Origin of the sequence: Candidatus Pelagibacter sp. Uisw_106 (assembly GCF_047724975.1) — a bacterium.
Lineage (GTDB): Bacteria > Pseudomonadota > Alphaproteobacteria > Pelagibacterales > Pelagibacteraceae > Pelagibacter.
The window spans coordinates 427,118-452,357 of sequence record NZ_CP159819.1; the positions used below are offsets into that span (position 1 = coordinate 427,118).

Annotated in this window: 29 protein-coding genes and 1 riboswitch; of the genes, 14 read left to right on the forward strand and 15 right to left on the reverse strand. The window is 31.4% G+C overall.

The features are described from left to right. Nucleotides 1-16: 16 nt before the first annotated feature. The 5 genes from ABXT45_RS02275 to ABXT45_RS02295 form a co-directional block, all read right to left on the reverse strand. Nucleotides 17-1,024 (reverse strand): Ldh family oxidoreductase, encoded by a 1,008-nt coding sequence (locus ABXT45_RS02275; protein WP_415314163.1) that lies wholly within the window; start codon nt 1,022-1,024, stop codon nt 17-19. A gap of 18 nt (nt 1,025-1,042) precedes the next feature. Then, the gene (locus ABXT45_RS02280; RefSeq protein WP_415314164.1) at nt 1,043-2,956 is read right to left on the reverse strand and encodes an ABC transporter permease; all 1,914 of its coding nucleotides are present in this window, start codon (nt 2,954-2,956) and stop codon (nt 1,043-1,045) included. Between the two features lies 1 nt (nt 2,957). After that, nucleotides 2,958-3,755: an ATP-binding cassette domain-containing protein gene (locus ABXT45_RS02285; RefSeq protein ID WP_415314165.1), complete on the reverse strand. Its 798-nt coding sequence runs from the start codon at nt 3,753-3,755 to the stop codon at nt 2,958-2,960. Between the two features lie 88 nt (nt 3,756-3,843). Next, complete coding sequence (locus ABXT45_RS02290; RefSeq protein WP_415314167.1) at nt 3,844-4,113, reverse strand: hypothetical protein; 270 nt, start codon at nt 4,111-4,113, stop codon at nt 3,844-3,846. A 46-nt stretch (nt 4,114-4,159) separates the two neighbouring features. Then, complete coding sequence (locus ABXT45_RS02295) at nt 4,160-4,789, reverse strand: ABC transporter substrate-binding protein (RefSeq protein ID WP_415314168.1); 630 nt, start codon at nt 4,787-4,789, stop codon at nt 4,160-4,162. A 423-nt stretch (nt 4,790-5,212) separates the two neighbouring features. Between ABXT45_RS02295 and ABXT45_RS02300 the strand changes: the two genes are divergently transcribed. From ABXT45_RS02300 to ABXT45_RS02325, 6 genes are all read left to right on the forward strand, one after another. After that, the gene (locus ABXT45_RS02300) at nt 5,213-6,253 is read left to right on the forward strand and encodes a TRAP transporter substrate-binding protein (RefSeq protein ID WP_415286850.1); all 1,041 of its coding nucleotides are present in this window, start codon (nt 5,213-5,215) and stop codon (nt 6,251-6,253) included. A gap of 93 nt (nt 6,254-6,346) precedes the next feature. Next, nucleotides 6,347-7,630: a TRAP transporter large permease gene (locus ABXT45_RS02305; RefSeq protein WP_415314170.1), complete on the forward strand. Its 1,284-nt coding sequence runs from the start codon at nt 6,347-6,349 to the stop codon at nt 7,628-7,630. Between the two features lie 58 nt (nt 7,631-7,688). Then, a complete protein-coding gene (locus ABXT45_RS02310) occupies nt 7,689-8,144 on the forward strand; it encodes a TRAP transporter small permease (protein ID WP_229704552.1) in 456 nt (151 codons plus the stop codon). Between the two features lie 107 nt (nt 8,145-8,251). Further along, complete coding sequence (locus tag ABXT45_RS02315) at nt 8,252-9,598, forward strand: aspartate aminotransferase family protein (RefSeq protein WP_415286853.1); 1,347 nt, start codon at nt 8,252-8,254, stop codon at nt 9,596-9,598. A gap of 42 nt (nt 9,599-9,640) precedes the next feature. Beyond that, on the forward strand, nt 9,641-10,753 hold the full coding sequence (gene ald, locus ABXT45_RS02320) for an alanine dehydrogenase (RefSeq protein WP_415314171.1): 1,113 nt from the start codon (nt 9,641-9,643) through the stop codon (nt 10,751-10,753). A gap of 13 nt (nt 10,754-10,766) precedes the next feature. Then, a complete protein-coding gene (locus ABXT45_RS02325; RefSeq protein ID WP_415314172.1) occupies nt 10,767-11,270 on the forward strand; it encodes a hypothetical protein in 504 nt (167 codons plus the stop codon). 12 nt (nt 11,271-11,282) lie between these two features. On the opposite strand, the gene ABXT45_RS02330 is transcribed toward ABXT45_RS02325, so the two are convergent. The 3 genes from ABXT45_RS02330 to ABXT45_RS02340 form a co-directional block, all read right to left on the reverse strand. Continuing rightward, nucleotides 11,283-12,137: an NAD(P)-dependent oxidoreductase gene (locus tag ABXT45_RS02330; protein WP_415314173.1), complete on the reverse strand. Its 855-nt coding sequence runs from the start codon at nt 12,135-12,137 to the stop codon at nt 11,283-11,285. Between the two features lie 40 nt (nt 12,138-12,177). After that, the gene (locus ABXT45_RS02335) at nt 12,178-12,840 is read right to left on the reverse strand and encodes a TenA family protein (protein WP_415314175.1); all 663 of its coding nucleotides are present in this window, start codon (nt 12,838-12,840) and stop codon (nt 12,178-12,180) included. After that, nucleotides 12,840-14,333, reverse strand: coding sequence for a sodium:solute symporter family transporter (locus ABXT45_RS02340; RefSeq protein ID WP_415314177.1), 1,494 nt, complete (start codon nt 14,331-14,333; stop codon nt 12,840-12,842). The genes ABXT45_RS02335 and ABXT45_RS02340 overlap by 1 nt, the downstream gene beginning before the upstream one ends. Continuing rightward, nucleotides 14,320-14,409, reverse strand: a riboswitch (TPP riboswitch). Its footprint overlaps the gene before it by 14 nt. 153 nt (nt 14,410-14,562) lie before the next feature. Here ABXT45_RS02340 and ABXT45_RS02345 point away from each other — a divergent pair. From ABXT45_RS02345 to ABXT45_RS02365, 5 genes are all read left to right on the forward strand, one after another. Further along, a complete protein-coding gene (locus tag ABXT45_RS02345; protein WP_415314178.1) occupies nt 14,563-15,498 on the forward strand; it encodes an ABC transporter ATP-binding protein in 936 nt (311 codons plus the stop codon). After that, nucleotides 15,488-16,255, forward strand: coding sequence for an ABC transporter permease (locus ABXT45_RS02350; protein ID WP_415314179.1), 768 nt, complete (start codon nt 15,488-15,490; stop codon nt 16,253-16,255). The genes ABXT45_RS02345 and ABXT45_RS02350 overlap by 11 nt, the downstream gene beginning before the upstream one ends. 37 nt (nt 16,256-16,292) lie before the next feature. Further along, the gene (rseP, locus tag ABXT45_RS02355; protein WP_415314180.1) at nt 16,293-17,426 is read left to right on the forward strand and encodes an RIP metalloprotease RseP; all 1,134 of its coding nucleotides are present in this window, start codon (nt 16,293-16,295) and stop codon (nt 17,424-17,426) included. A 140-nt stretch (nt 17,427-17,566) separates the two neighbouring features. Next, the gene (locus ABXT45_RS02360; protein ID WP_006997102.1) at nt 17,567-17,842 is read left to right on the forward strand and encodes an HU family DNA-binding protein; all 276 of its coding nucleotides are present in this window, start codon (nt 17,567-17,569) and stop codon (nt 17,840-17,842) included. 144 nt (nt 17,843-17,986) lie between these two features. Next, nucleotides 17,987-19,288: an ammonium transporter gene (locus ABXT45_RS02365; protein ID WP_415314181.1), complete on the forward strand. Its 1,302-nt coding sequence runs from the start codon at nt 17,987-17,989 to the stop codon at nt 19,286-19,288. A gap of 51 nt (nt 19,289-19,339) precedes the next feature. Here ABXT45_RS02365 and bcp read toward each other — a convergent pair whose 3' ends face one another. Together bcp and ABXT45_RS02375 are read right to left on the reverse strand one after the other, a co-directional pair. Beyond that, entirely contained in the window at nt 19,340-19,801 is a 462-nt protein-coding gene (gene bcp, locus ABXT45_RS02370; protein ID WP_415314183.1) for a thioredoxin-dependent thiol peroxidase, read from the reverse strand. Nucleotides 19,802-19,808: 7 nt separating this feature from the next. Next, complete coding sequence (locus ABXT45_RS02375) at nt 19,809-20,795, reverse strand: glycosyltransferase family 2 protein (RefSeq protein ID WP_415314184.1); 987 nt, start codon at nt 20,793-20,795, stop codon at nt 19,809-19,811. A 32-nt stretch (nt 20,796-20,827) separates the two neighbouring features. On the opposite strand from ABXT45_RS02375, the gene ABXT45_RS02380 reads away from it, so the two are divergent. Then, nucleotides 20,828-21,211 carry a rhodanese-like domain-containing protein gene (locus ABXT45_RS02380; protein WP_415314186.1) on the forward strand — a complete coding sequence of 128 codons (384 nt, stop codon included), beginning with the start codon at nt 20,828-20,830 and terminating at the stop codon, nt 21,209-21,211. Between the two features lies 1 nt (nt 21,212). Here the strand turns inward: ABXT45_RS02380 and ABXT45_RS02385 are convergent, their stop codons facing one another. Together ABXT45_RS02385 and ABXT45_RS02390 are read right to left on the reverse strand one after the other, a co-directional pair. Next, on the reverse strand, nt 21,213-21,788 hold the full coding sequence (locus ABXT45_RS02385; RefSeq protein ID WP_415314187.1) for a 2-hydroxychromene-2-carboxylate isomerase: 576 nt from the start codon (nt 21,786-21,788) through the stop codon (nt 21,213-21,215). Continuing rightward, nucleotides 21,781-22,254 carry an ABA4-like family protein gene (locus ABXT45_RS02390; protein WP_415314188.1) on the reverse strand — a complete coding sequence of 158 codons (474 nt, stop codon included), beginning with the start codon at nt 22,252-22,254 and terminating at the stop codon, nt 21,781-21,783. The genes ABXT45_RS02385 and ABXT45_RS02390 overlap by 8 nt, the downstream gene beginning before the upstream one ends. A gap of 37 nt (nt 22,255-22,291) precedes the next feature. On the opposite strand from ABXT45_RS02390, the gene ABXT45_RS02395 reads away from it, so the two are divergent. Next, nucleotides 22,292-22,846 carry a regulatory protein RecX gene (locus tag ABXT45_RS02395; protein ID WP_415314190.1) on the forward strand — a complete coding sequence of 185 codons (555 nt, stop codon included), beginning with the start codon at nt 22,292-22,294 and terminating at the stop codon, nt 22,844-22,846. Here ABXT45_RS02395 and ABXT45_RS02400 read toward each other — a convergent pair. Genes ABXT45_RS02400 through ABXT45_RS02410 form a run of 3 tightly spaced genes read right to left on the reverse strand, consistent with a single transcriptional unit; the run spans nt 22,838 to nt 23,957 of the window. Continuing rightward, complete coding sequence (locus ABXT45_RS02400; RefSeq protein WP_415314192.1) at nt 22,838-22,984, reverse strand: hypothetical protein; 147 nt, start codon at nt 22,982-22,984, stop codon at nt 22,838-22,840. The two genes, ABXT45_RS02395 and ABXT45_RS02400, sit on opposite strands and share 9 nt — an antisense overlap. After that, nucleotides 22,984-23,754, reverse strand: a complete 771-nt coding sequence (locus ABXT45_RS02405) for a 3'(2'),5'-bisphosphate nucleotidase CysQ family protein (protein ID WP_415314194.1) — start codon at nt 23,752-23,754, stop codon at nt 22,984-22,986. Before ABXT45_RS02405 ends, ABXT45_RS02400 begins: the two co-directional genes overlap by 1 nt. After that, nucleotides 23,751-23,957, reverse strand: coding sequence for a DUF3553 domain-containing protein (locus ABXT45_RS02410; RefSeq protein WP_415314195.1), 207 nt, complete (start codon nt 23,955-23,957; stop codon nt 23,751-23,753). The genes ABXT45_RS02405 and ABXT45_RS02410 overlap by 4 nt, the downstream gene beginning before the upstream one ends. Before the next feature lie 5 nt (nt 23,958-23,962). Between ABXT45_RS02410 and mnmA the strand changes: the two genes are divergently transcribed. Next, the gene (gene mnmA, locus ABXT45_RS02415) at nt 23,963-25,078 is read left to right on the forward strand and encodes a tRNA 2-thiouridine(34) synthase MnmA (RefSeq protein ID WP_415314196.1); all 1,116 of its coding nucleotides are present in this window, start codon (nt 23,963-23,965) and stop codon (nt 25,076-25,078) included. Nucleotides 25,079-25,240 lie beyond the last annotated feature (162 nt).

The following is a 25,240-nucleotide window of genomic DNA, read 5'->3' on the forward strand; positions in this document are numbered from 1 at the left end:
GCTTATTATAATAACTTTATTTCAATAAACTATTTAAATCTTCCATTATATTCTTAGAAATTTTAATCTCTTTTTTGAGGTTATTCTTATATTTGTTGAATTTATTTTGCCCAGGATAAAGAATTTCTTTTACCCCTTTGATTTTAGGTAATTTTTTTATTGTTTTAATATTATCTTTAATTCTCTTATTATAACTATTTCCAACAAATAAATTAGGTTTTAGTACAAAAAATAAATGACCTATATTTTGAGGTCCACTAAAGTCTGTAAAAGGATCTTTAACACGACCTGCATGATTACCCCCTGTAAAGACCCCACTTAAAATATCAACCATCCAAGCTAATCCTGACCCTCTAAAACCAGCTATAGGTAATTGAACACCTTCTAATGCTTTTTTAGGATCTGTTGTGGGCTTGCCAAATTTATCTAAAGCAACACCTTCAGGAATTTTTGTTCCCTCTCTTGCAGCTACTCTAATTTTCCCTCTATTAATCATTGATATTGATGTATCTAAAATAAAAGGAACTTTAGATCCCGTAGGTGTTCCAAAGCAAATAGGATTTGTTCCAAATAAACTTTTTAATGCTCCATGAGGTGCAACAGCAGGAGGGGCGTTTGTAAACACCATGACCATTAGACCTTTTTTAACAGCTTGCTCTGCGTAATAGCCAGACAAACCATAGTGACCGCTATTTTTAACCGCAACTAAACCAATCCCAGTCTTTTTAGCATTGCTTATTGCTGTTTTAATGGCAATATCTGCTGCAACAAAACCAATACTGTTGTTGCCATCAACGTGAGCAATCGATTGTGAAATTTTTTTAATTTTTATTTTGGCTTTTGGATTAATTACTTTTTTAGAAATACGGTCACAATACATTTTAAGCCTAGATAAACCATGTGATGGAGCACCAACCAATTCAGCGTTAATTATAGCTTCTGCACATGTGGTTGCATGATCTTTACTTAGTTTGTGTCGGATAAAAATATCTTTAATGATACTCTTTAATTTTGAAGAATTCATAATTTATTAAATGATTGGTTAACCTTTACCATGCCATGGAATAGTTTTAGTAATTATTTTTCTTAAAGCAATATCAAATAAAAGACCAAGCATTCCCATTACAAAAATAGTTATCCAAATAACCTCATATTGAAAATATTTTTTAGCAACGTTTTCAACAAATCCGATACCTGTAGTACCTGCTAAAAATTCTGCTGCAACTAAAGTTCCCCAGCACATACCAACAGCAACTCTTACTCCTGTTAAAATTTCAGGTAGGGAGTTTGGAAAAATAACATATCTTAATATTTGCCATTTTGATGCACCAAGAGAGTGAGAAGCATGAATTTTAGATAGTTGAGTTCCTGAAGCCCCAGCTCTAGCTGAGATAATCATAATCGAAAAAGAAACCATAAATAATAAGAAAATTTTTCCCACATTGTCAATTCCAAACACAGTAATTACCAATGGAGCCCAAGCTAGCGGTGGCACAGGTCTATACAATTCAATTAATGGATCAAAGAACCCTTTAGCAAACCTATTTAAACCCATCAACAAACCAAGTGGTACACCAAATATTATTCCAAGCACTAGGCCTAAGAATACTCTTAGGAAAGAATCCCATATGTGACCCATAGGTACTGGTATTTTAAATAACTTGAATTCACCAGTAACAACATTAAAAACTTTGCTTTTAAAATTTGGTTTTACAGTCCCGTCATTACTATGAACTGGGTATTTACCAGGGATAATATCTGCAATCCAATCGGGTAAAATAAAGCCAACAACTTTACTAACATCCATCATTTCATACCAAATCAGTGGAATATTTTTAAATCCAATACTTGGTTTTAATAAAAGTGTAAATTTTTTCAAAGTATCTGATGGTTTGGGTAGCCATCTACCAGAACCTTGCTCTGAACAATTAGGACCACTTGAAATTATTGTTCCAGTAGGAAATAAAAATATATCAATTAATCTTAGACTTCCTTGTTCTTTTTTTTGAATAACATCAAATTCTAAAATTGCTTGTTGCATAGCATCAAGAGTTTTTGGAGGAAATATGCTCGCATACTCAATTCTTCTTGCAATTTTAAGTACATCTTTTGCTAATATTGATGCCACCTCCTGTGTGTCATCTAGCTTTGATCTATATTTTTTTATTCCATCTTTGATTTCTTTCATCAAAGTTTTGTATTGTGAATTATGATTTCTTAATTTGAAAAAATCATCACTAATTAAAGTTAATTCTTTTGCTGCAGCATCAAACTTTAATCCTTTTTTAGTTTCAGGAATAGTTGGAATTTCTATTGTATTTTCTACAGCGGTTCCAGAAGATCCCCATCCACCTTGCATTTTTAAAGCTTCAATTCTCACATTTTCTTCTTCAATACTTTTTATTGGTGGATAACTTATCTTTTGAAAATCTTCTGTTAACCAAGCTATTCTATTAGTTAGTTCACTAATTTTAATTTTTGTTTCATTTTCAAGAAGGTCCTCATTAGTTAACAATGGAATCGTTCTTTTAGTTTTTTTAATAAAACCTAAAAGCTTATCTTTATCTTGATTTCGAATTAATGATGAATTTCTAATTTCATTAGCTAATTTTTCTATGTTTTTGTTTTCACTTCTAATAATTGAAGTACTTTTAAATTCTCTTTCTTCAATTGGAAATAAATATTTTAATGAAAGCATTGAGTCATTTACTTTTGCGACTTGACAAAGTTCATTAGCAGACTGGGGATAAAAAGACTTTGCTAAATCCCATGAATAATAAAGCCATGCTATTAATAAAAAACTAGTTCCAACAATAATCCAATGAGCTCCACCTTTGGCTCTTTCAGGGTTCCCAAAAACAGCATCTATTTTTTCGGTCTTGGCTAATTTTAATCCATAAAGAATAGAACTTATAACGGCGAAGATAATTAAAAATGTTATAATCCCTGTTAGCATATTAAATATCTTTGCCCATGATCTCTTCTTCCATGTTCCAAATCATGGTTAGAATCTCTTCTCTTTTACTTCCAAAATCCTTTGTCTTTTTTATTTCTCTTAAATCACCATCAATCCCCATTGTAGCAAAGGGCAGATTATATTCTTTATGTATACGACCTGGTCTTGGCGCCATTACATATAACCTTTCGCCAAGTAACAATGCCTCTTCAACTGAGTGGGTAATTAAAATAATTGTTTTTCCAGTTTCTTTCCAAATTTTTAAAACTAACGACTGCATTTTTTCTCTTGTTAGTGCATCTAGTGCTCCCAATGGTTCATCCATCAAAATTAAATCTGGATCATTAATTAAACATCGTGCAAGAGCAACTCTTTGCTGCATACCCCCAGATAATTGATAAGTTGGTGTATCTCCAAAGCCTTGTAAACCAACTATATTTAACCATTCATCAACTTTTTTTGCAGTTTTTACTGGATCTTCTTTTTTCATTCTCAATCCAAAGTCCACATTTTCAGCAACTGTTAACCATTCAAATAAAGCACCTTGTTGAAAAACCATTCCTCTTTCAACCCCTGGACCATTAATTTCATTTCCATTAAGAGTAATTACTCCTGAAGTTGGCCTAAGAAACCCTGCAGTGATATTCAATAAAGTTGTTTTTCCACATCCAGAAGGTCCAAGAACAGTTAAAAGTTCTCCTTTTTTAAGTGTGAAATTTACATCTTTTAGTGCATGAACAGTTTCTCCCTTCGGAGTTTTAAAGATCATGTTTAGATTTTGAGAAATTAAATCACTCATAGAAATAAGTTTATATTAAATTTTATTTAAAAAAATAGGCACCAATTTAATAAATTGGCGCCTATCTAATTTTATCTTACTCTCTAAATTATAGAGGTAAAAAGCTTGTATCTACTGCTCCGTTAGGAGTACCCATTCCTTTTAAGAAACCATCAAGAGTTCCACCTGATTCCATAGATTTTTTAGTATCTGCAGCATTCAAGAATACAAATCCACCTAAAGTTTCTTTCATATCTCCAAGTTTCATCTCAGCATCTTTTGCGATTACATTCATATCACTTTTACCAGCTGCGTATCTAGCATTAGCTTCATGAGTTACTTCTATGAAAGTTCTCAACATTCCTGGGTTTTCTTTCATAAATTTATCAGTAACAGATGTAATATCGATACCTTTGATACCTGCATCACGAGCTTGCTTGAACTGTTAACAATCTTGTACCAACAGTTAAAGCTGCTTTAATAGAGTTACCACCAAATAAACAAGCCATTGAAACGTCACCAGAAACTAGTGCAGCAGCACCTTCTTCAGGGTCCATTTGAATAACAGTCATTTTGCTTTTATCAGCACCAACAACTTTCATACTTTCATCAAAAACATACTCAGCCATAGTTCCTAGAGGAACTGCAACTTTTTTGCCTTCTAACTCAGAACCGTTCGCTGATGTAATACCAGAAGCTTTAGATGTAACACAAGTTGTACCACCCATTCCGTATTCCATAGCAACGTCTACAAGTTTCAAAGGTGCTTTAGATTTAACAGCATTAATAAATGGCACTAAACCTTGTGAGTAAGAGATATCTATATCTCCTGCTAACATAGCGTCAGTCATTGCACCACCATTTGAAAAGTTAGTCCATTTAACTGGAACACCTAGTGCTTTATCAAACATCATTTTAACTTTGTCTTCTTGATTTGGAGTAGGCCACTCTAAAAAGAATGCAACTCTAACTTCTTTAGCAGCTGCATTTGCAACTGACATAGATAGGTTAAGAGCAACTACCGTACCAAGAATAAAACTAATTATTTTTTTCATTATTATTCCCTCTGTTATTAATTTAATTAAATTATTGATATTTAAATTCAATTTGGGCGCGATGTAAAACAAAATATATTGCATATCTGCATTTCTAATAATTAAAAGTTTCAATTATAAGTTGTAAAATATTATTAGGAATAACAATTGGTTCTCCAATTGGCCTTCATTTACTGAAGTATTTAAACCCACAAACAAATTATTTATCTATTTGTTTTTTAATAATATCTTTTTCAATTTTATTAATGCAAGGAATTTTTAATCAAAAAATTAATAATAATTATGGAAAATTTTTACAGGCATAATTTCTGTGACATTAAGTGGTCTTAAAAAAAATTCTAGCAATATAGATTACTTTAACTTAGGATATTAAACTTAGGATATCAATTCTATGTTTAATTTAACTAAAAGGAGATTTATTAAATGTTTAATAAAAAAATTTGTAGGAAACTACTCACAGGGTTTGCAATTGCTTTCTTTGCCCAAGCCTCTTTTGCAGAGGTAACTCTTAAGCTCGGAACTACTGGTAGATTGGGTATGCCAATCGGTGACGCCATAGATCAAGCACTGATGCCAGCCTTGGCAAAAGCTTCTGGTGGCAAGATGAAAATCGAACCATTTTATCAGAAAAGTTTATGTGCTGAACAGAAATGTGGTGAACAAGCCAATCAAGGACTTATATCCCTTTGGACTAGTTCTACGGCAAACTATGGTAATTTCGGATCAGAGTTAGCAATTTTTGATTTGCCTTTCATTTTCAAATCACTCGAAGATGCAAAAAGAATATCAAATGAATGGCTTGCAGAAAGACAGTGCAAACTAGCGCTTGAGAATTCAGGCCATATTTGCCTTTCTGTATATTCAAGCGGTGGATTTAGACAGCTTGGAAATGCAACTAAACCAGTTCACGTTCCTAATGACATGAAAGGTCTAAAGTGGCGTACTACTAAGAGTCCAATTGAGTTCATGCTAGTTAAAAATTGGGGTGCAACTCCAACACCTTATGATTGGAGCCAGTTATACTCAGGCCTACAGTCGGGTGTAGTTGAAGGTCAGTATGTAGCTAGTCCTTGGCAGCATGTAGCAAAACTTCATGAAGTTGCAAAATACTTCACTGAGATTGGTGGCATGTGGTCTGGAAATATTCTAGCAATGGATGCAAAGCAGTATAATGCTCTATCTTCTCAAGAGAAGAAATGGTTACACGAGGCAGCTGATGCTTATGGAGAAAAAGTAAACCAGTTAGATAACGCTTGGATTAAGAATGGAGAAGATGCAATTAAAGCATCTGTGAAAGAATGGTATGTTCCATCTGATGCTGAAATGTCTAAATGGAGAGCAGGTGCAATCGGTGCTTGGGTAAAAGCCAAAGGTTCCTTTGAACCAGAGGTAGCTAAAAGAGTACTTCTAGAACAAGGAATGGATGGATTTGTAGCTCAGTTAGAGAAAGCTGGAGCTCTTTAAATCGTTCAACGAAAAACTGTGTAAAGATCATTTAGCTCTATTTTTAGAACTAGATGATCTTTACTTAAAAAAAATCATAACATTTAAGTAACTATGGAAAGTATCATTCTACTTGGAGTACTTCTTTTTCTAATCTTATTAGGTGCTCCCATTGGCTTCATATTAATACTGATACCATTTGTTTATATTCTATTTACCGACGCTGTACCCCTTATTTTAATCCCTAGTCAAATGTTTAATGCTATTGATTCAGTTCCATTAACTGCAATTGCGTTCTTTATGTTGACAGGTGAGTTAATGACAAGTGCCACGATTACTGACAGGTTAGTAGCGTTGAGCAAGTCATTAATTGGACGTGTACGAGGAGGGTTGGCCCAAGTTAATGTTCTTGTGAGTATGTTTTTTGCAGGGATGAATGGTTCAGTGGTTGCAGATACAGCTACAGTGGGAGCATTAGTATTACCAGCTATGAAAAAAGCTGGATATCCTCCTGCATTTTCGGCTGCGGTTACAGGCGTAAGCTCCACCATAGGAGGTATAATTCCTCCCAGTATCATGATGATTGTACTTGCTAACTCGACTGAGCTTTCGATTGCATCACTATTTGCGGCTGGCATTATTCCAGGCGTGTTGATAGGCGTTGTGATCATGATAATTAATCATTACTTCGCAATCAAATATAACTTCGAGCGCAGTGATGAACCATTTTCGATACGTAGAGCAGGTAAGGAATTTTATCGATCCTCGTTCGCCCTTCTGATACCTGTGGTTTTAGTGGGTTCAGTAATGGGTGGTGTTGCATCGGTTGTCGAGGCTGGTGCTATCACAGCAATGGTTGCGTTATTTACAGGTGTATTCGTTTATCGAACTATTAAATGGAAAGATTGCACTGGTGCTTTTCGTCGGGCATTCCGTAATTCGGCAATGGTTTTTATTATCATAGCTGCGTCGGGACCTTTCAGCTGGTTACTTACCTCTCTAGGTGCAATCGGTGAACTTGAAAACTGGCTTCTAAGCCTTACGGGATCCCCCATTATTTTTATTTTAGCTGTGATTCTATTCATTTTTCTTCTTGGAACGGTAATGGACTCCGCGGTAAACATTATCATAGTTGGCCCAGTACTAGTTAATGTTATGGCTCAAGCTGGCTTTCCTGAGATACAAGCGGCTATCGTTGTAATAGTTGGCTTCTTAATAGGATCAGTAACACCACCTGTTGGCGTCGCGTTCTTTACCGCTGCAACAATAGCACAAGTGCGTCTAGAAAAGGTGGCTGTTGCGTTAATTCCTTATCTAGTTGGACTATTTTTACTTTTATTTTTTATCCTCGTTATTCCAGAGTTGACCATGTTTCTTCCAAACCTATTGAGTAATTAGGGATATGTTAAAATTTTTTAACAACATTGACCGTTTTATCCATCGTGCATTGGAAGCTATGTGCTCACTCCTTTTGGCTGCGATGGTTGGTTTCACCCTTTATAACGTAATCATGCGATATGTTTTTAACAACCCTCCTGTTTGGGGTGATCTGCTAACAGTATTAAGTAATATTTGGTTGATGTTTATAGCACTTTCTCTGACAGCCAGAGACAATGAACACATAGCTTTAAATTTAATTTATGAAAAATTACCAAATAGACTATCGTTATATATACGCCAGTTTTGGAAACTTATGATTATGGCAATTGGTATAGTCCTGATAATTTATGGATTTGAACTTGTAGAGGGTATGCGTGGAAAGTATTGGGAAATGTGGTATTTTGAAATTAGTTTCCAAGGTATTGAGTTCAAAGAGAATTATATGCCAAAGAAATACGCAGTTGCAATCTTGCCGTTAGCTGGATTTTTGACAACCATTGGTGCTGCTATTAGTTTTGTGAAAAAGGTCTAATTCTTCAAATGTGTCTGCCAAACATGTGCTCTGCATAGTAAAATCAATTTGTTATATTGAACTATTTAGTCTATGAATCGAAATATAACTAAATCAAGGTAAAACTTATGAGCTCAGAAAATAGAACTGCAGTACCTAATTCACTAAACGAACATTGGATGCCTTTTACATCTAATAAAGATTTTAAAGCAAACCCCAGATTAATTACAGAAGCAAAAGGTGTTTACTTAAAAACTCACCATGGAAAAACGCAAATAGATGCGAGCTCAGGTTTATTTTGTAATCCACTAGGTCATGGAAGAAGAGAAATTACAGAAGCTGTTACAAAGCAATTAGAAACATTGGATTATGCTCAGCCTTTTCAGCAAGGTTTTGGTGGTTCGTTTGAACTAGCTACAAAAATTTCAAAGCATACACCAGGTGATTTAAATAAAATGTTTTTTACAATTTGTGGATCTACAGCTGTAGAGACTGCAATTAAGATTGCCGTTGCTTATCATAGAGCAAAAGGGCACGCAGAAAGATTTAGATTCGTTGGACGTGAACGTGGTTATCATGGAATGAACATCGGCTGTATTTCAGTTGGTGGAATGGTGAATAATATTAAAACGTTTGCAAGTGTTTTAATGCCAGGTGTCCAACATATTAGACATACACATTTGCCAGAACATAAATTTGTAAGTGGTCAACCTGAGACAGGGGACTATTTAGCAAATGACTTAGAAACTATTTGTCAAAATTTTGGTGGCGAAAATATTGCTGCTTGTATTGTTGAACCCATTGCTGGATCAACTGGAACACTAGTTCCACCAAAAGGATATTTACAAAAACTGAGAGAAATCTGTGACAAACATGGAATACTTTTAATTTTTGATGAAGTAATTACAGGATGGGGCAGAACAGGTTCTAAATTTGGTGCAGATGAATTTGGAGTAACTCCAGACATTATGACAATGGCTAAAGCTACAACAAACGGTGTTGTACCAATGGGTGTTGTTGCATGTAATGATTATATATATGACGCAGTAATGGATGCTTCACCAACTGGAGCAGTTGAATTATTTCATGGTTATACTTATTCAGGAATTCCAGTCGCAGTAGCAGCTGCTCTTGCGGTGCAAGAAATTTTTGAAAAAGATGATATTTTCAATAGAGCAAAAAATTTAGCTCCTTATTTTCAAAAAGGATTGTTCTCTCTTCAAGATCTAGAGTCTGTAGACAATATTAGAGGATATGGAATGATGGGTGGAATAGACATGAAGCTAAACACTAAACCAGGTAAAGCTGGATTTGAATGTTTTAAAGCATGTTATGAAGCTGGTGTTAACTTTAAAGCTACAGGAGACTGTTTAATTATAGCTCCTCAATTCATCTGTGAAGAAAAACATATTGATGAGATTATTGAAAAGTTAAGAACTGGTATTACCAACTATCAAAAAAATCAGAAAAACTAAAAACTTTAATAAAATTAAAGTACTGAAAAGAGAGAAATTGATATGAAAATCGGCGTACCTAAAGAAATCAAACCTCAAGAACATCGTATTGGATTAACCCCTGAAAGCGTTAAAACTTTAATATCAGAAGGTCATGAAGTTTTAGTTGAAAACAATGGTGGCTTTGAAGCTGGTTTTGAAAACCAACAATACACAAGTGTTGGTGCTAAAATCGTTGATAAAGCTGAAGATATTTTTAATGATGCAGATATTATTGTTAAAGTAAAAGAGCCTCAATCAGTTGAAGTTAATATGATTAGAGAAAATCAGATTGTTTATACTTATTTACACTTAGCAGCAGCGAAAGAATTAACTGAAGGTTTAGTTAAGTCGAAAGGTGTTTGCATAGCTTATGAAACAGTAACAGATGACAATCGCAGATTACCATTACTTGCACCAATGAGTGCGGTTGCTGGACGTATGTCTGTTCAAGCAGGTGCACATTGCTTAGAAAAAAATCAAAACGGTAGAGGTCTTTTATTAGGTGGTGCTCCTGGAGTTGAAGGAGGAACTGTTGTTATTTTAGGAGGTGGTGTTGTTGGAGAAAACGCTGCCGTGATTGCAACTGGTATGAGAGCCAAAGTTCATATCGTTGACAAATCAGAAGCAAGACTAAAACAATTAGTTGAAATTTTTGGTGATAAAATTATTCCAGAGCAAAGTGATAAAATTGATTTAAATAAATTAGTTGCAGAAGCTGATCTTTTAATTGGAGGTGTTTTAATTCCAGGTGCTGAAGCTCCAAAATTAATTACTAAACCAATGTTAAAATTAATGAAAAGAGGATCTGTAATTGTTGATGTTGCAATCGACCAAGGAGGTTGTGTCGAGACAAGTAAACCAACAACTCATGGTGATCCAACTTATATTATTGATGATGTTATTCACTACTGTGTAGCAAATATGCCAGGTGGAGTTCCAAGAACTTCAACTATAGCATTGAACAATGCAACACTTCCATATCTAGTCAAAATTGCAAACGATGGTTATGCTAAAGCATTAAGTGAAGATAAGCATTTACTTGCAGGATTAAATGTTTGTAAAGGTCAAGTAACGTATAAAGCGGTTGCTGATGTTTTTGGGCATGATTATGTTGATCCTTTAAGTACCCTTTAATATTTTTAAACTAATGTTATCGGATAAAATTAAAGATTATTTAAATGAATACATCAGTCAGGAAGTTTATGTTCAAGTTGCTGTTGCAAAAGGTAAAAATAAGATCTCAACTAATGCTGCAATTAGTAAATACTTTGAAAGTAATCACTTTAAGGGTTTAGCAGCAGGCAAACCCTACAACAGTTTTTTAGATGATCTTAAAGACAAGTGTTTAGGAAAATTATTAAACTCTCCCATGAAAGATAGCAAAACAGAGGATAAAATTATCATTGAAATTCAAAGAAAGCTTAACACTTTAAAAATTGAAGAATTAAATGATACTTACTGGGAAGTAGAAACTGGTAAATATTTAAGTGGAGAAGATATTAAGGAAATTGAATTGGAGAGAGATACTTTAATTAAATTTTTAACCTCTAAAGATGAAGCGCATGACACTGTAAGTACTCTTTGCAAAAATTATGAAAAATTATGTAAGGAAAAATACCCAGAAGCACCATTGCCTTTAGAAATTTTATAATAAAAATTAATTCTATTTTTTAATTAATTCGCTAATAAAAAGCTCACCATGACCATTATCCATGGCATCTTTATAAAAATCTTTTGTATCTTTGGCTAATTTTTCAGCATCAGGCATATCCTTTAGTAAATCTTGAATATAAGACATATCTTTATGTGAGTTTTTTGCTGTAAACTTAAACCCTGTATAATCATTTTTTAAAAGGTTATCAAAAATTCTACTTAAGGCTGCAGAATCTCCCGAACCAAGCCTAGCAACGTCATATAATTTTTTTAAATCAATATTAAATTTTTCTGCACTTTTGATCATATGAACAATTAAAGTAGCATTGCCTAGAGTTAAAAAATTATTTAAAAGTTTTGATTTAGCCCCCATGCCAACTTCACCAAAATAAAAGTAGTCTTTGCAAAATGCTTTTAAAAATATTTCAGCTCTCTTAAAATCTTCCTCACTAGCACCAACGATACCACCTAAAACACCCTCTTCAGCTTGAACGGGTCCACCCATTACCGGACATTCTATGTAGCTTATATTCTTATTTTTAAAAATTTTATTAGCTTCGATTGAGCCACTTTGGTTATGAGTGGTAATATCAATAATAACAGTGTCTGAATTTAATAGAGGATATATTATTTCAATAATTGAATGCGCAATAGGAGTGTTAGTAACACACAGAAATAAACAGTCTAAATTTTTTGAACATAATTCCTCATATGAATTAACTTCAACTGCACCCTCATTAACTATTTTTTCTATCGGAGATCTATTTTTGTTAGCAATAACAAATAGATTATTCTTATTTTTTAGAATATTTTTGGCTATTCCATACCCCATATAGCCAACACCTATAAATCCTACATTCTTCATAATCTAATAACTTAGAACTTAAATTGAAAAAATAAAAGCCTTATACAAAGCATTCCCAAAAATTTCTTTCAAGGATAGTTGATTTTTTAAAGTGTCTTTTAAGTGTATTTAATTTTTTACCCTTATTATTTTTCAAGAGAATATCTAAATAATCAATATTATCTTTGGCTACCTGTTGGTATTCTTTTGAAGAATACATTTTAATCCAAGAACTATATTTACTTTTTTTCCAGTTTTTAATTTTAGAAAGATTAAACCCAATCTCACCATAGCCAATGATACATACTGATAGGCATGAGAAGATATCAAGATTATCACCATTTTTACCCACATTCAGTACATAATTAGTATAAGCACTATTAGCTTTCTCGACTACAATGTTATTAAGAGATTTAAGGGGGATATTCCACTTTTTGCAATAATTGATGTGGAGTTTGATTTCATGATCAATTCCCTTAATAAAATTTATTGATCTATTAATTTCCTCAAAGCTCTTAGATTTATAAACACTAAGAGCTAAAATTTTAAGAAATTGCTGTAAGAAAACATAATCTTGAATTAAATAATTTTTAAAATTTTTATCAGGCAGTTTGTTACTTACTAAATCAGATAAAAATTTATGATTAGTGTATTCAGACCATTCCTTCTTACAGCTACTCTTTAATTTATAAAAAAAAGTTTTTTTATTATTATAAATATTCACTATTCCTTAATTGAAGTTTTAATCTTAGAAAAATTAAAGTTACCATTCTTTTTAAAAAGCATCACTGTAATCATGGGTGTAAATGTTGCTAAAATAAATGACCAAAATAATAATGCTGTGGATATCCAGATCGGAAATGCTTCAGCTGGAAATAATCCACCAATTAAAATACTTTTATCAAAAGTTTGATTTGGAAATAAAAGCAATCCAGATATAAGTCCAATTATAACTGAAATTAAAGAAAGTTTTTCATCAACATCGCCCTTGAACATCCCATAAAAAATAGGAAATACTGCAGCGCAACATAATAAATCAGCAAATAAAAACATAAATAAGACGCTGTAACCCTTAGATGCAATCAAAAAAACAATTACTGATAAACCACATATTAAGTATTTAGAAAGTGCAAGATAACTATTCTTATTTTTTAAACTAATAAACTTATTTCCCTCAATAGTAATAGTGCTTGAAAGCGCATTAATAAGTGTATCCATACTACTAATTACTAAGGCTAAAACTAAAATTAATATTGAGATTGTTAACAAAGAATTAATTCCAGTAAATGGCTCTAATAAAAGAGTAAAGAATAAAGTACTAGGGTCTGCTGCTTTATCAACTGATACTGCAAGAATTCCAAAGAAACCTAAAACAAGCATAAATGGAATTACAATAAAGAAGGCAGACATAAATCCTTTTCTTAAATCATCTGAACTTTTTGCTGCAAATACTCTCTGCCAAACACCTTGATCAAATAAGTTGGTTGCAAAAACAGCAATGAAGAAAGTTAAGCCAGCAGTATATCCATAAAAATATTTACCACTCATTAAAGTACCAGCTTTCTCATTAATTAAATCCATAGAAAAAGTATTATTTCCAGAATTAAAGATATGGTTGATAGCAAATATTAATAAAATCATAATTATAATAAATTGAATTTTATCTGTAAAAATTGAAGCTCTAAGCCCCCCGTAAAGAGTGTAAGATAGTGTGGCAACAATTATTACAAGAGAGGTTTGCCAAAGAGGAAACCCTGACATTAAGTTAACAACTTTTGCAATCGCTGTAACTTCAGCTGCAAAATAAACAAACATGTACATTATTGTTAATAATAAAACTAAACGAAACATAGCTTTACCAAATCTAATTAGAACAAATTGAGTAAGAGTATTACCATTAGGCATAATTTTTCTCATTCGTTGACCGATTGTAATAAAAGCTAAGAAGGGTAGAGCTTGACCTAAGCCATAACCAATTATTGCACCCAAACCACCCCAAGTAGCAGCTTCTGATGGACCAATTAAAATCCACACACCAAAACATGATGCAACTAAAGATGCAGTTAAAGATCTTTTACCAATTGATCTATCTGCATTTAAATACGAGTTAATTGAAAGTTTACCTTTTGAATAAACTATTCCAATAGCAGCAAAAGCTAATGAAGTTAAAAGTAGAGTAATAATAGTAGTTGATTGATCTAGATATATTGTATTCATTTTTCCCTTCGTTGTGATTATACAACAGGTTCTTTGGGTATATTCTCAGCTTTTTACAGCACCCCAGAAACTGATATTCTTAATAAAAAGAATATAAAAGTTAATTAAAGAAATAATTAAATTAAGTCAAATTTTAATCTCAGGATATAAACATTAAGAAATGAAATAAGGCAGTAAATTATTACGTTTGTTGAATAAACCTCATTAATAACTATATACACTCCAATAAATGTCTGAGATTCAAATATCCATTAACAACTTATCCAAAGTTTACGATAATGACTTTAAAGCCCTTAATAATGTTAGCCTTAAAGTAAAACAAGGTGAAATTCTTGCAATGCTTGGACCAAATGGTGCAGGCAAAACTAGTTTAATCAGTATTATTTGTGGAATTGTTAAACCCTCTTCAGGCACAGTTACAATTGATAATTTTGATATTATAAAAGATTATAGAGAGACAAGATCAAGAATAGGGCTTGTTCCTCAAGAATTAAATCTAGAATCCTTTGAAACTGTTTTTGATACCGTATCTTATTCAAGAGGGTTGTATGGAAAGCCACCTAAACCAGAACACATTGAGAAAATTCTAAAAGATTTAAGTTTGTGGGATAAAAAAGATCAAAGACTGAGACAATTGTCAGGTGGAATGAAGAGAAGAGTTTTAATTGCAAAAGCTTTGTCCCACGAACCTAAAATTCTATTCCTTGATGAACCAACAGCAGGTGTTGATGTTGAACTTAGAAGAGACATGTGGATGGTTGTTGAAGCGTTAAGAAAAACAGGGGTCACAATTATCTTAACTACCCATTATATTGAAGAGGCAGAAGCTATTGCTGACCGTGTAGCTGTAATTAATCAAGGAGAAATTATTATTGTTGAAGATAAAAAAGAATTAATTAAAAAAATGGGTCATAAAAAACTAACCATTGAATTACAAAAAAAAATTAAAGAAATTCCCGATGATTTACTTAAATATAGTCTTGAAATAGGCGATGAGCACATGTCTTTAATTTATACTTATAATGTTCAAGCTGAAAAAACTGGTATTACAGATTTATTACAAGACTTAAAAGATACTGGCTTAAAGTTAAAAGATTTAAAAACAGAACAAAGTACTTTGGAGAAGATATTTGTTGATTTAGTAAAGGAGAATAATGAAATTTAATTATTACGGGTTTAGTGCTATTTATGTTCATGAGATGAATAGATTTATAAGAACTGTAGGTCAGTCTATTCTTTCACCAGTAATATCCACCTCATTATATTTTGTAGTGTTTGGTTCAGTTATTGGAGGTTATATTGAAAAAATTGATGGTGTTAGTTATGGATCATTCATTGTACCCGGTTTATTAATGTTAACTCTGTTAACTCAATCAATAAGTAACACTTCGTTTGGAATATTTTTTCCAAAATTTAATGGAACTATTAACGAGATTTTAGCAGCACCTATATCAACGCTTGAAACTGTTCTAGCTTTTGTTGGGGCAGGAGCTACTAAAACATTAATTGTTGGTGCTGTAATTTATGCAACTGCTTCTTTTTTTGCGGATGTGACAGTTAAATATCCATTGTTAATGATATTTTTATTAGTTTTAGTTTCTTTTACATTTGCTTTATTTGGTTTTTTAATTGGAGTTGTTAGTAAAAACTTTGAACAGATGTCGATAATTCCATCGTTAGTTATTACACCCATGGTATTCTTAGGTGGAAGTTTATACTCTCTTGATATGTTGCCACCATTTTGGCAAACAATTTCTTATTTTAATCCAGTGGTTTATCTAATTGATGGCTTAAGATTTTCTTTCTACGGTGTATCTGATTTTGATATTTGGATAAGTATAAGTTCAATGGTATTTTTTTTAGTGATTTGTGTACTCTCGGTTACAATGTTACTTAAAAAAGGCTATAATATTAAAAGCTAGAAATTAGAATAATAAATAGTATTATTAAATTATAATCATGTTGTCTTATATATTACCCTTCATAGTTTTAATTGTTATCGTGGTGTTTATTCATGAATATGGGCATTATTATTTTGCAAAACGTTTTGGTGTAGGGGTTACTGATTTTTCAATCGGTTTTGGTAAAGAAATGTTTGGTTGGAATGATAAATCAGGCACTAGATGGAAGGTTTGTGTCATACCACTTGGAGGATATGTTAAGTTTTTTGGTGATAGAAACGTTTATAGCCAAGCTGATAATGATAAAATTATAAAAGAATATAGCAAAGAAGATCAGGATAAACTGTTTGTACTAAAGCCCTTATATCAAAGAGCTTTAATTGTATTTGGTGGCCCTTTAGCCAACTTTTTATTAGCAATTCTAATATTTTTCTCAGTTTATACTTTTGCTGGAAAAGACTTTACACCAGCGGTAATTAATGAAGTTCAAAAAAATAGCCCTGCAATGGTAGCCGGTCTTAAAGACAACGATATCGTGGTCTCAATTGATGGTAATGAGGTTAAAAGCATTATGGAAGTTTCAAAATATATCATGATGTCTACTGATGAATTCATCAATTTTACAGTAAACAGGTATGATCAAGATTTAATCTTTAGAGTAAAACCTAACATTGTTGAGGGGGAGGATAACCTAGGAAATAAAATCAGTAAACGCATGGTTGGTATCAAGCTTGGAGCTTACAATAATGAAGTAAACCACGTTAAACTTGGTCCTGCTAAAGCTCTATTTTATGCGGTTAATGAAGTTTATTATGTGTGCACTTCTAGTCTTAAGTATATTGGTAGTATGATTGCTGGAAATGGTGATACTTCCCAGTTAGGTGGTCCAATTCGAATAGCCAAAATTAGTGGACAAGTTGCAGAATTTGGAATTTTACCTTTTATAAGCCTTATGGCTTACATTTCTATTAGCTTAGGGTTAATAAACTTGTTCCCAATTCCGATGTTAGATGGTGGACACTTAATGTTTTATGCTATTGAAAAGATATTAGGGCGTCCTTTATCACAAAAAACTCAAGAAGGTTTTTTTCGAATCGGATTGTTTTTATTGCTATCATTGATGTTTTTTACAACGTTTAATGACTTAAAAGATGTTGGTTTATTTAAGTTTTTTAACAATTATATTTCTTAAATAACCCTTTAAAATCAACATTTATTTAATAAATCACAATATATAGGGGTTTTTATTTTAAGAGACACTAATAAAAAGCTTGATTTATGGGCTTTAATGTAAATTATGTGAAAATAACCAATAAAACCGGAGCTAAATATATGAACAAAAAACAATTAATAGCACAACTTTCAGGTTCATTAAACCTAAGTAAAGCTGATGCTGAGCGTACTTTTGATACAATTACAAACACTATTCTAGATGCTTTAAAAGGTGACGATACAGTCAAGATTGCTGGATTTGGAACTTACAAAGTAGCAAAAAGAAAAGCTAGAGTTGGAAGAAATCCTAGAACTGGAGAGCAAATTCAAATCGGTGCTTCTCAAAAAGTTAAGTTCTTACCAGCTAAAGCACTTAAAGAAATATTTAATAAGTAATTAAATACCAAATTTATTAACAGCCTTTTACAGAAATGTAACAAGGCTGTTACTATATGCATTTACTGCATACCTAAATTTCCTAATCAACAATAGTTTTTAAAATCATCATAAATATAAGTGAAAACTTATATGGGAGGTCTTATGATTAAATTAACAAAAATAATATCAACATTTTTGTTGGGTCTAGTTTTACTTCTAGGTTTAACAAGCGTTGGAAGTGCAGAAACAACAGTATCTGCAGAAGTACAATATATCTTTAATACATTTTCATTTTTAGTTTGTGGATTTTTAGTTATGTGGATGGCAGCAGGTTTTTGTATGCTTGAATCAGGATTAGTGACCACTAAAAGTGTATCAACAATTGTTGCAAAAAACATTGGAAAATTTTCAATTGTTGCAATAATTTTTTATTTAGGTGGTTATAATTTAGCTTACGGAATACCAGAAGGTGGTTTTATTGGTTCATTCACACCATGGACACTAACCGATTCTCTTGAGCAAGGTTATTCAGGAAGCGCTGATTGGTTTTTCCAAATGTTATTCGTTGCAGCAACATGCTCTATCGTTTCAGGTGCTGTGGCTGAAAGAATAAAAATTTGGCCTTTCTTTATCTTTTCTGCAATCTTGGGTGGATTAATTTATCCAATTACTATGGGTTGGCAGTGGGGTGGTGGATGGTTAGCATCCCTTGGGTTTTCTGACTTTGCAGGTTCAACTCTAGTTCACGCTTGTGGTGGTGCAGCTGCACTAGCAGGTGTAATTCTACTAGGTGCTAGAAAAGGAAGGTTTAGTCCAAAAGGAGATGTAAAGAGTATGGAACCATTTGCAGCTTCTTCAATTCCTTTAACTGCTCTTGGAACATTCATTTTATGGATGGGTTGGTACGGATTTAATGGTGGCTCACAATTAGCTTTGGGTACATTTGAAGATGCAAACGCAATGTCTAAAATATTTATGAACACTCATTTAGCAGGTGCAGCTGGTTGTGTTACAGCAGCTTTAGTTACAAGATTAATTGGTGGAAAAACTGATGTTGTAATGATGTTGAATGGTGCTCTTGCTGGTTTAGTTTCTATTACAGCAGAACCTTTGGCTCCAAGCCCTATGCTTGCAATTGGTATTGGTGCAGTTGGATCTATAATTATGTATTTTGGAACTAGTTGGTTAAACTCAATGAGATTAGATGATGTTGTTGGAGCAATTCCAGTACATTTATTTGCGGGAGTGTGGGGAACTTTAGCTGTAACATTAAGTAATAGTGGTACCACTCTAACAACTCAATTAATTGGAGTACTATCAGTTACAATCTTTACTTTTATTTTTTCCTACATTGTATTCTTTGTTTTGAAACAATTTATTGGTCTGAGAATAAGTGATGAGGCTGAAAAACTGGGAACTGATGTCGCTGAGATAGGTGTTAGAGCTTACGCTATCAGAGACTAGTAATATAGTAATTATAAGAAATAGGCCCCTTAACTGGGGCCTTTTTTATTTCTAAATGCTTTTTAAGGTATCAATCACTTTTTTAGCATGATCCTTAACTTTAACATTGTCCCAAATTTTTACAATTTTACCTTCTGGATCAATTAAGAAGGTTGTTCTTACTATACCCATAAACTCTCTACCCATAAATTTCTTCTTAGCCCAAACTTTGTATTTTTTCAAAATATTAAGCTCTACATCAGATAAAAGATCAAATTTAATCTTATATTTTTCTTTAAATTTATAGTGACTTTTTAGATTATCTTTAGAAATACCAAATACATCACAATTCAGTTTTTCAAGTTTAGGTAATAATTTGTTAAAATCATTAGTCTCGATTGTGCATCCTGGAGTGTCATCTTTTGGATAGAAATAAAGAACAACATATTTACCAATTGAGTCTTTTAGTGAATAAATTTTTCCATCAGTTGAATTTAAATTAAAAGTTGGGGCTTTAGTATTTGTTTTAAGCATAATTAGTTTAATTTTCTTCCCATAATTTTTTATAATCTATAAAGGGAGATAAACCATAGCTTGAATTAACATTTGTTAGATGTAAAGAAAGACTTTTTATTGGTGAGATACAAAATTCTTTTGTATAGATTTTGTTTAGATGTTTTTCAAAAGGATCGTTTCTATCTAAACAAGTATTATAAAAATTATCCCAATATTTATCTAATAAAGATTTTGTGGTCAAGAATGTACATAGAGTTTGATTAATTGTTCTCCAATGTCTTTTGTTTCCAATTAAGATATTTGTTTTTTCATTATTCATATATAGATACGGATAATCAGCAGGACACATAAAGATACCCTTATTAACTTGTGAAGCTATCCTCTCGTATGATGCAATCATTTCTTCCATCATAGGTTCAAAATGTAAGTAATCATCTTCAACAAAGAAAACTAAATCCTCACCATATTCTTTTCCTAACTCAAAAGATTGAAGTAGGCTTGCTAAATTAGAAAAAGTTTGATCATTTTTTTGTTGTTTGATTGTATCTCTGTATTTGTCATGGTTTAATGAATTAATACTTATATCTAAACTACTTCTATCTATAAGTTTCTTTAACTTATTCAAATTTTCTTCTTTAGATTTATCATCAACAATTATTGTCTTAAATTTAATGTTTGGGTACTTTTTTTTAGAAAAGTTAACTGACCTTATTAATGAATTTAAAGCTTTTAAAGAATATTCAATTTTTGGTTGCTCAAATAATCTTCTTTTATTCTGATCCCATATTTCCACATCAGTATTAGTTCTAAATATAATTAACACAGAGTTAACTTTTTTAGTAATTTTTACTTCACCCAAAGGTAAAATAATTGATCTTTCATTTATAATTGAAAGATCTTCATTTAATTGTTTCTCGAGTGTGGGTGAGCTAAAATCACTTTGGTCAATTATCTCATAACCAAGAACTTTTGAAAGTTTAATAAATAGTTTTTTAATGATGCTTTTTTTCATGTAATTGTTTATAATTATCTCTTTATAATATTATGGCTATTAAATCATCACAAACTCTAGTTTCTGAAGCTTTAAGTAAAGTTAAAACTATTACTGCTGACAAAGCATTAAAGTTATCAAATGAGGATAAATGCACTTTAATTGATATCAGAGAAAAAGGTGAACTAGATAAAACAGGTAGAATTGAAAATTCAAATCATATACCCCGAGGAATGTTAGAGTTTTGGTTAGATCCAGAGGGTCCTTATTTTAAAAGTGGAAAAATAGATATGAGTAAAGAAATGGTTCTGTTTTGTGCGGGTGGCTTAAGATCTGCTCTTGCAGCTAAATCTTTAAAAGAGATGGGTTTTGAAAAAGTATCACACATAGATGGTGGCTTTGCAGCAATAAGTCAAAGTGATTTTAAAATAGTTTAAACTACTTATTATACTCGTCTAAAGCAAATTCTAGGCGATCTTGTCCCCAAAATATTTTATTGTTTACAACAAATGTTGGAGCACCAAATATTTCTTTATCATGAGCTTCTTGAGTAACAATTTTTAACTCTTCTTTTATTTTAGGATCATTAATAGCGTCAAAAAAACTGATTGGTTCAATCTTGCTTTTTTTAATAAGAGTTTTTATGATTTCTTCATTAGAAATATCAAGGTTATCTTTCCAATAAGCATCAAACATAACATTCAGATATAAATCTCTATTTTTAACATTAATAAAAAGATACCCACGCATGATATTTAGTGAATTAATAGGAAACTTAGAATTCCAAATAAAACTTGATTTATCTTTTTTAGCAATTAAATCACAGTCACTTATCATGTGTTTCAGTTTAGGTTTGATGAAAGCTGGTGCCGTTATACCTTGTAAATTATGTAAACCACCAACAAGAACTGGTTTATAATTAAATTTTACATTTTTAATAGATTTAATTTTTTGGTGCGCTAGGTAAGAATAAGGACTTATGAAATCAAAATAGAAATCTATTTCTTTAGTCATATAGATTAATTCTTTTTGCGTAAAAAATTCTTATAATCCAATAAAGAGTAAGTCCAATTGGGCCAATAAAATAAGTTATCAATATAGGAAAAGACATTATTATTTTATTGATACCAAATTTTTGTGAGTCTTTAACAATCCATCCTCCACAAAATAAATTAATAGACAGAAAATGAGTCCAAAATAAAATTAAAAAGGACTTATCATTAAATAAGTAACCAATTGAATCTAGGCCTAAATATAGCTCAAAATTTCTAAAAAAGTCATACCCCTCATAAAACAGCACATAAGTTAAATAACCGTAGACGAAACTTAAAATAATAAAAGGAAAAATCGATGTAATAAAAACTCTACATATTTGTGACTGTGGAAATAAGACTAATATTAACCAAAAAGGTAATACGCCTAGATTTAACCAAAGAAAAATTATTTCAATTGTAAAGTATGTATAGATTTGATCGATCATTTTTTAGTGTATTATACAATAAGCTATTGAGATTCATATGAGAAATAGAAAAAAAACATTACAAGTTACAGTAGAGGAGATGAGAAATTTCTCATTTGCCTATATTGAAAGATATGCACCTTCTAAACAACAGCTTAGAACTTATCTATTAAAGAAGTATTTAAAAGCTAATTTAGAAAATATTAAAAAACAAGATATTACAGATTTAATTGATGTTGTTTTACAAGATCTTGAAAAAACTAAGTTTATCAATGATAAATTCTATTCTGAAAGTAAATCAAGAAGCTTAATTCAAAGAGGTAGTTCAGTTAATAAAATTAGAAACTATCTAATGACTAAGGGAATTAATGATCGCTACATAAAAGAAACAATAGATAAAATTAAAGAAGATAACTCAGACCAAGATTTTTTTTCTGGCATAAAGATTTGTAAAAAAAAGAGAATTGGACCAGCGAGGGTAGAAGATAACAGGGTACTATTTTATAAAAAAGATATTGCTTTATTAGCAAGAAATGGTTTTGATTTTGAAACATCCAAAAGGATCATGGATATTGACCAAGCTGACTATATTAAAATAATTAGATTACTTTAATTTCTTTTCTTTATCTTCCTCATCAACAAGAGATTTAATTCTATTTCTAATAACATTTTTAACAAATACAAAAACTAATAAGCCAAAGATAGAAACTGATACTATAATTATTAAAATTATTCTTAATTGTTCATCCATTATAAGATGTTTTTACTTTTTAAGATTAAACTTGGGTTTTTAAACCCAGATTTTCCATAGAGTATTGAATTGTAATTAAAGTCAGTTACTTTACCACCAGAGTGTTCAAGGATTGCATGACCAGCTGCAATATCCCATTCACAAGCCCTTGGCTCAGCAACATACATATCAAATTCACCTGCAGCAATAACACAAAATTTTAGTGAGCTTTTCATTTTTTGAAAAGAACTTATCTTATATTTTTTGTGAATTTCTAAAATTTCAGGTTTAAGGTCGTTTGAATAACTTACTGCTATAAGTCCATCGTATTTTTTTTCTTTATTCATTAATGAAATTTCTTGATTGTTAATTAACTCATAACTATGAGATAAACCGTAAGAGTAAAAAAATCTTTTTTTTGCTGGAACTGTTATAATCCCAATAGCTGGTTTTTTATCCAATATTAATGCTGCATTTAAAGTAAATTCATCACGGTTATTTATATAATCTCTAGTGCCATCAATTGGATCGATTAACCAAAAATTATTTAAATCAGTATCCATCTTATGATTTGCACTCTCTTCTGAAACAATAGCAATATTTGGAGTTATTTGTTCGATTTTGCTGGTTAAAATTTTATTAACTTCAATATCTCCATTACTTACAGGAGTATTGTCTGACTTAATTTCTTTTTTTAAACCAGCCTCTCTCAGATCTAAAGCTACCTGATTTGCTTTATTAAAAGTTTCTAATAGTGAAAGAGTAATTTTCTTTTTTTCTTCAAGGTTCATTTATATAATTTTTCTAATTGTATTATTTTTGAATTAATAACTTTTTTTCCAACATTTTCAAAATTTACAGTAACTTTACCATTAATCATTGATTGAACTTGTCCAGTTCCCCAATTTTTCTTGTTAGGGTTGATAACTTTGTCACCTGGTTCGAAATCTAAAATCATTAATTTACTTATAGTTAATATACTAATAAATATCATTAAATATGACAAAATTGAATTCTATTGGAATAGCTAAAGACCCAAAAGATACCTTAGTTGTTGTTGCAATGTCAGGAGGAGTAGACTCTTCAACAGTTGCAGCTATGATGAAAAATGAAGGATATAATGTCATTGGTATAACTTTAAAACTTTATAACGATAATAAAGAGACAGCTTCTTCCAAACAATGTTGTGCGGGTCAAGACATTATGGATGCCAAAAGAGTAGCTGATAAATTAAAAATTGAACATAAAATTTTATATTATCAAAATAAATTTAAAGAAGGGGTTATTGATAATTTCATAGACAGTTATTTAAATGGAGAAACACCCATTCCATGTGTGCAATGTAATAAGACAGTTAAATTCACAGATTTATTTAAAGAATCAAAAAGACTCAATGCTGATGCTTTAGTAACAGGTCATTACGTTAAAAGTATTACTGAAAAAGATAATACTGATATGTATAGAGGAATTGATTTAAATAGAGATCAAAGTTACTTTTTATTCAACACCACAAAAGATCAATTAAATTTTTTAAGATTTCCTTTAGGCAATCTTCTTAAAGACGAAACTAGAAATATTGCAAGAGAACTTGATCTTAATGTTGCAGACAAACCTGACAGTCAAGATATTTGCTTTGTTCCAAATGGTGACTACGCTTCAGTTATAGAAAAGTTTAGACCAAACTCTTTTAGCAAAGGTAATATTAAAAATATGAATGGTGAAGTGATAGGAGTTCATGACGGCATCATTAATTATACAATTGGCCAAAGAAAAGGAATTGGAGTTTCTGATAAGAACCCGCTGTATGTAGTAAAGATTATCGCTGATAAAAATGAAATTATTGTTGGAGTTAAGGAGCACCTTGTTAAAACAAAAATAAATTTAAAGGATTTAAATATTATAACCAATGATCAAAATGATTTTGAAAATGAATTATTTGTAAAAGTTAGATCTACCGGAAGATTAATTAAAGCCAAGATAGATATTAGCGATACCAACGCGAATGTTAATTTATTGGAAGAGGAGCACGGTATTGCCCCAGGTCAAGCATGTGTATTTTACTCAAAAAATAATAATGGCTATAAGGTATTAGGTGGTGGTTGGATAAAAAGCTAATATTTTTTAGAAGATTAGATTGACAAGTTATTTGTTCTTTGCTTTTCTTTTAGCTCTTCTTTTTTTAGAGCCCTGTTTTCTTCGACCTCTATGTTTTTTTGGGTAACCCATACTATCCTATTTATAATTTTATTGACGTTATTGAAGGGATATAGCATTCTC

Bases quoted from the DNA above. Each gene is read 5' to 3' on its own strand.
- ABXT45_RS02275 (WP_415314163.1), bottom strand. From the start codon at position 1,024: ATGAATTCTTCAAAATTAAAGAGTATCATTAAAGATATTTTTATCCGA.
- ABXT45_RS02280 (WP_415314164.1), bottom strand. From the start codon at position 2,956: ATGCTAACAGGGATTATAACATTTTTAATTATCTTCGCCGTTATAAGT.
- ABXT45_RS02285 (WP_415314165.1), bottom strand. From the start codon at position 3,755: ATGAGTGATTTAATTTCTCAAAATCTAAACATGATCTTTAAAACTCCG.
- ABXT45_RS02290 (WP_415314167.1), bottom strand. From the start codon at position 4,113: ATGAAAGAAAACCCAGGAATGTTGAGAACTTTCATAGAAGTAACTCAT.
- ABXT45_RS02295 (WP_415314168.1), bottom strand. From the start codon at position 4,789: ATGAAAAAAATAATTAGTTTTATTCTTGGTACGGTAGTTGCTCTTAAC.
- ABXT45_RS02300 (WP_415286850.1), top strand. From the start codon at position 5,213: ATGTTTAATAAAAAAATTTGTAGGAAACTACTCACAGGGTTTGCAATT.
- ABXT45_RS02305 (WP_415314170.1), top strand. From the start codon at position 6,347: ATGGAAAGTATCATTCTACTTGGAGTACTTCTTTTTCTAATCTTATTA.
- ABXT45_RS02310 (WP_229704552.1), top strand. From the start codon at position 7,689: ATGTGCTCACTCCTTTTGGCTGCGATGGTTGGTTTCACCCTTTATAAC.
- ABXT45_RS02315 (WP_415286853.1), top strand. From the start codon at position 8,252: ATGAGCTCAGAAAATAGAACTGCAGTACCTAATTCACTAAACGAACAT.
- ald (WP_415314171.1), top strand. From the start codon at position 9,641: ATGAAAATCGGCGTACCTAAAGAAATCAAACCTCAAGAACATCGTATT.
- ABXT45_RS02325 (WP_415314172.1), top strand. From the start codon at position 10,767: ATGTTATCGGATAAAATTAAAGATTATTTAAATGAATACATCAGTCAG.
- ABXT45_RS02330 (WP_415314173.1), bottom strand. From the start codon at position 12,137: ATGAAGAATGTAGGATTTATAGGTGTTGGCTATATGGGGTATGGAATA.
- ABXT45_RS02340 (WP_415314177.1), bottom strand. From the start codon at position 14,333: ATGAATACAATATATCTAGATCAATCAACTACTATTATTACTCTACTT.
- ABXT45_RS02345 (WP_415314178.1), top strand. From the start codon at position 14,563: ATGTCTGAGATTCAAATATCCATTAACAACTTATCCAAAGTTTACGAT.
- ABXT45_RS02350 (WP_415314179.1), top strand. From the start codon at position 15,488: ATGAAATTTAATTATTACGGGTTTAGTGCTATTTATGTTCATGAGATG.
- rseP (WP_415314180.1), top strand. From the start codon at position 16,293: ATGTTGTCTTATATATTACCCTTCATAGTTTTAATTGTTATCGTGGTG.
- ABXT45_RS02360 (WP_006997102.1), top strand. From the start codon at position 17,567: ATGAACAAAAAACAATTAATAGCACAACTTTCAGGTTCATTAAACCTA.
- ABXT45_RS02365 (WP_415314181.1), top strand. From the start codon at position 17,987: ATGATTAAATTAACAAAAATAATATCAACATTTTTGTTGGGTCTAGTT.
- bcp (WP_415314183.1), bottom strand. From the start codon at position 19,801: ATGCTTAAAACAAATACTAAAGCCCCAACTTTTAATTTAAATTCAACT.
- ABXT45_RS02375 (WP_415314184.1), bottom strand. From the start codon at position 20,795: ATGAAAAAAAGCATCATTAAAAAACTATTTATTAAACTTTCAAAAGTT.
- ABXT45_RS02380 (WP_415314186.1), top strand. From the start codon at position 20,828: ATGGCTATTAAATCATCACAAACTCTAGTTTCTGAAGCTTTAAGTAAA.
- ABXT45_RS02385 (WP_415314187.1), bottom strand. From the start codon at position 21,788: ATGACTAAAGAAATAGATTTCTATTTTGATTTCATAAGTCCTTATTCT.
- ABXT45_RS02390 (WP_415314188.1), bottom strand. From the start codon at position 22,254: ATGATCGATCAAATCTATACATACTTTACAATTGAAATAATTTTTCTT.
- ABXT45_RS02395 (WP_415314190.1), top strand. From the start codon at position 22,292: ATGAGAAATAGAAAAAAAACATTACAAGTTACAGTAGAGGAGATGAGA.
- ABXT45_RS02400 (WP_415314192.1), bottom strand. From the start codon at position 22,984: ATGGATGAACAATTAAGAATAATTTTAATAATTATAGTATCAGTTTCT.
- ABXT45_RS02405 (WP_415314194.1), bottom strand. From the start codon at position 23,754: ATGAACCTTGAAGAAAAAAAGAAAATTACTCTTTCACTATTAGAAACT.
- ABXT45_RS02410 (WP_415314195.1), bottom strand. From the start codon at position 23,957: ATGATATTTATTAGTATATTAACTATAAGTAAATTAATGATTTTAGAT.
- mnmA (WP_415314196.1), top strand. From the start codon at position 23,963: ATGACAAAATTGAATTCTATTGGAATAGCTAAAGACCCAAAAGATACC.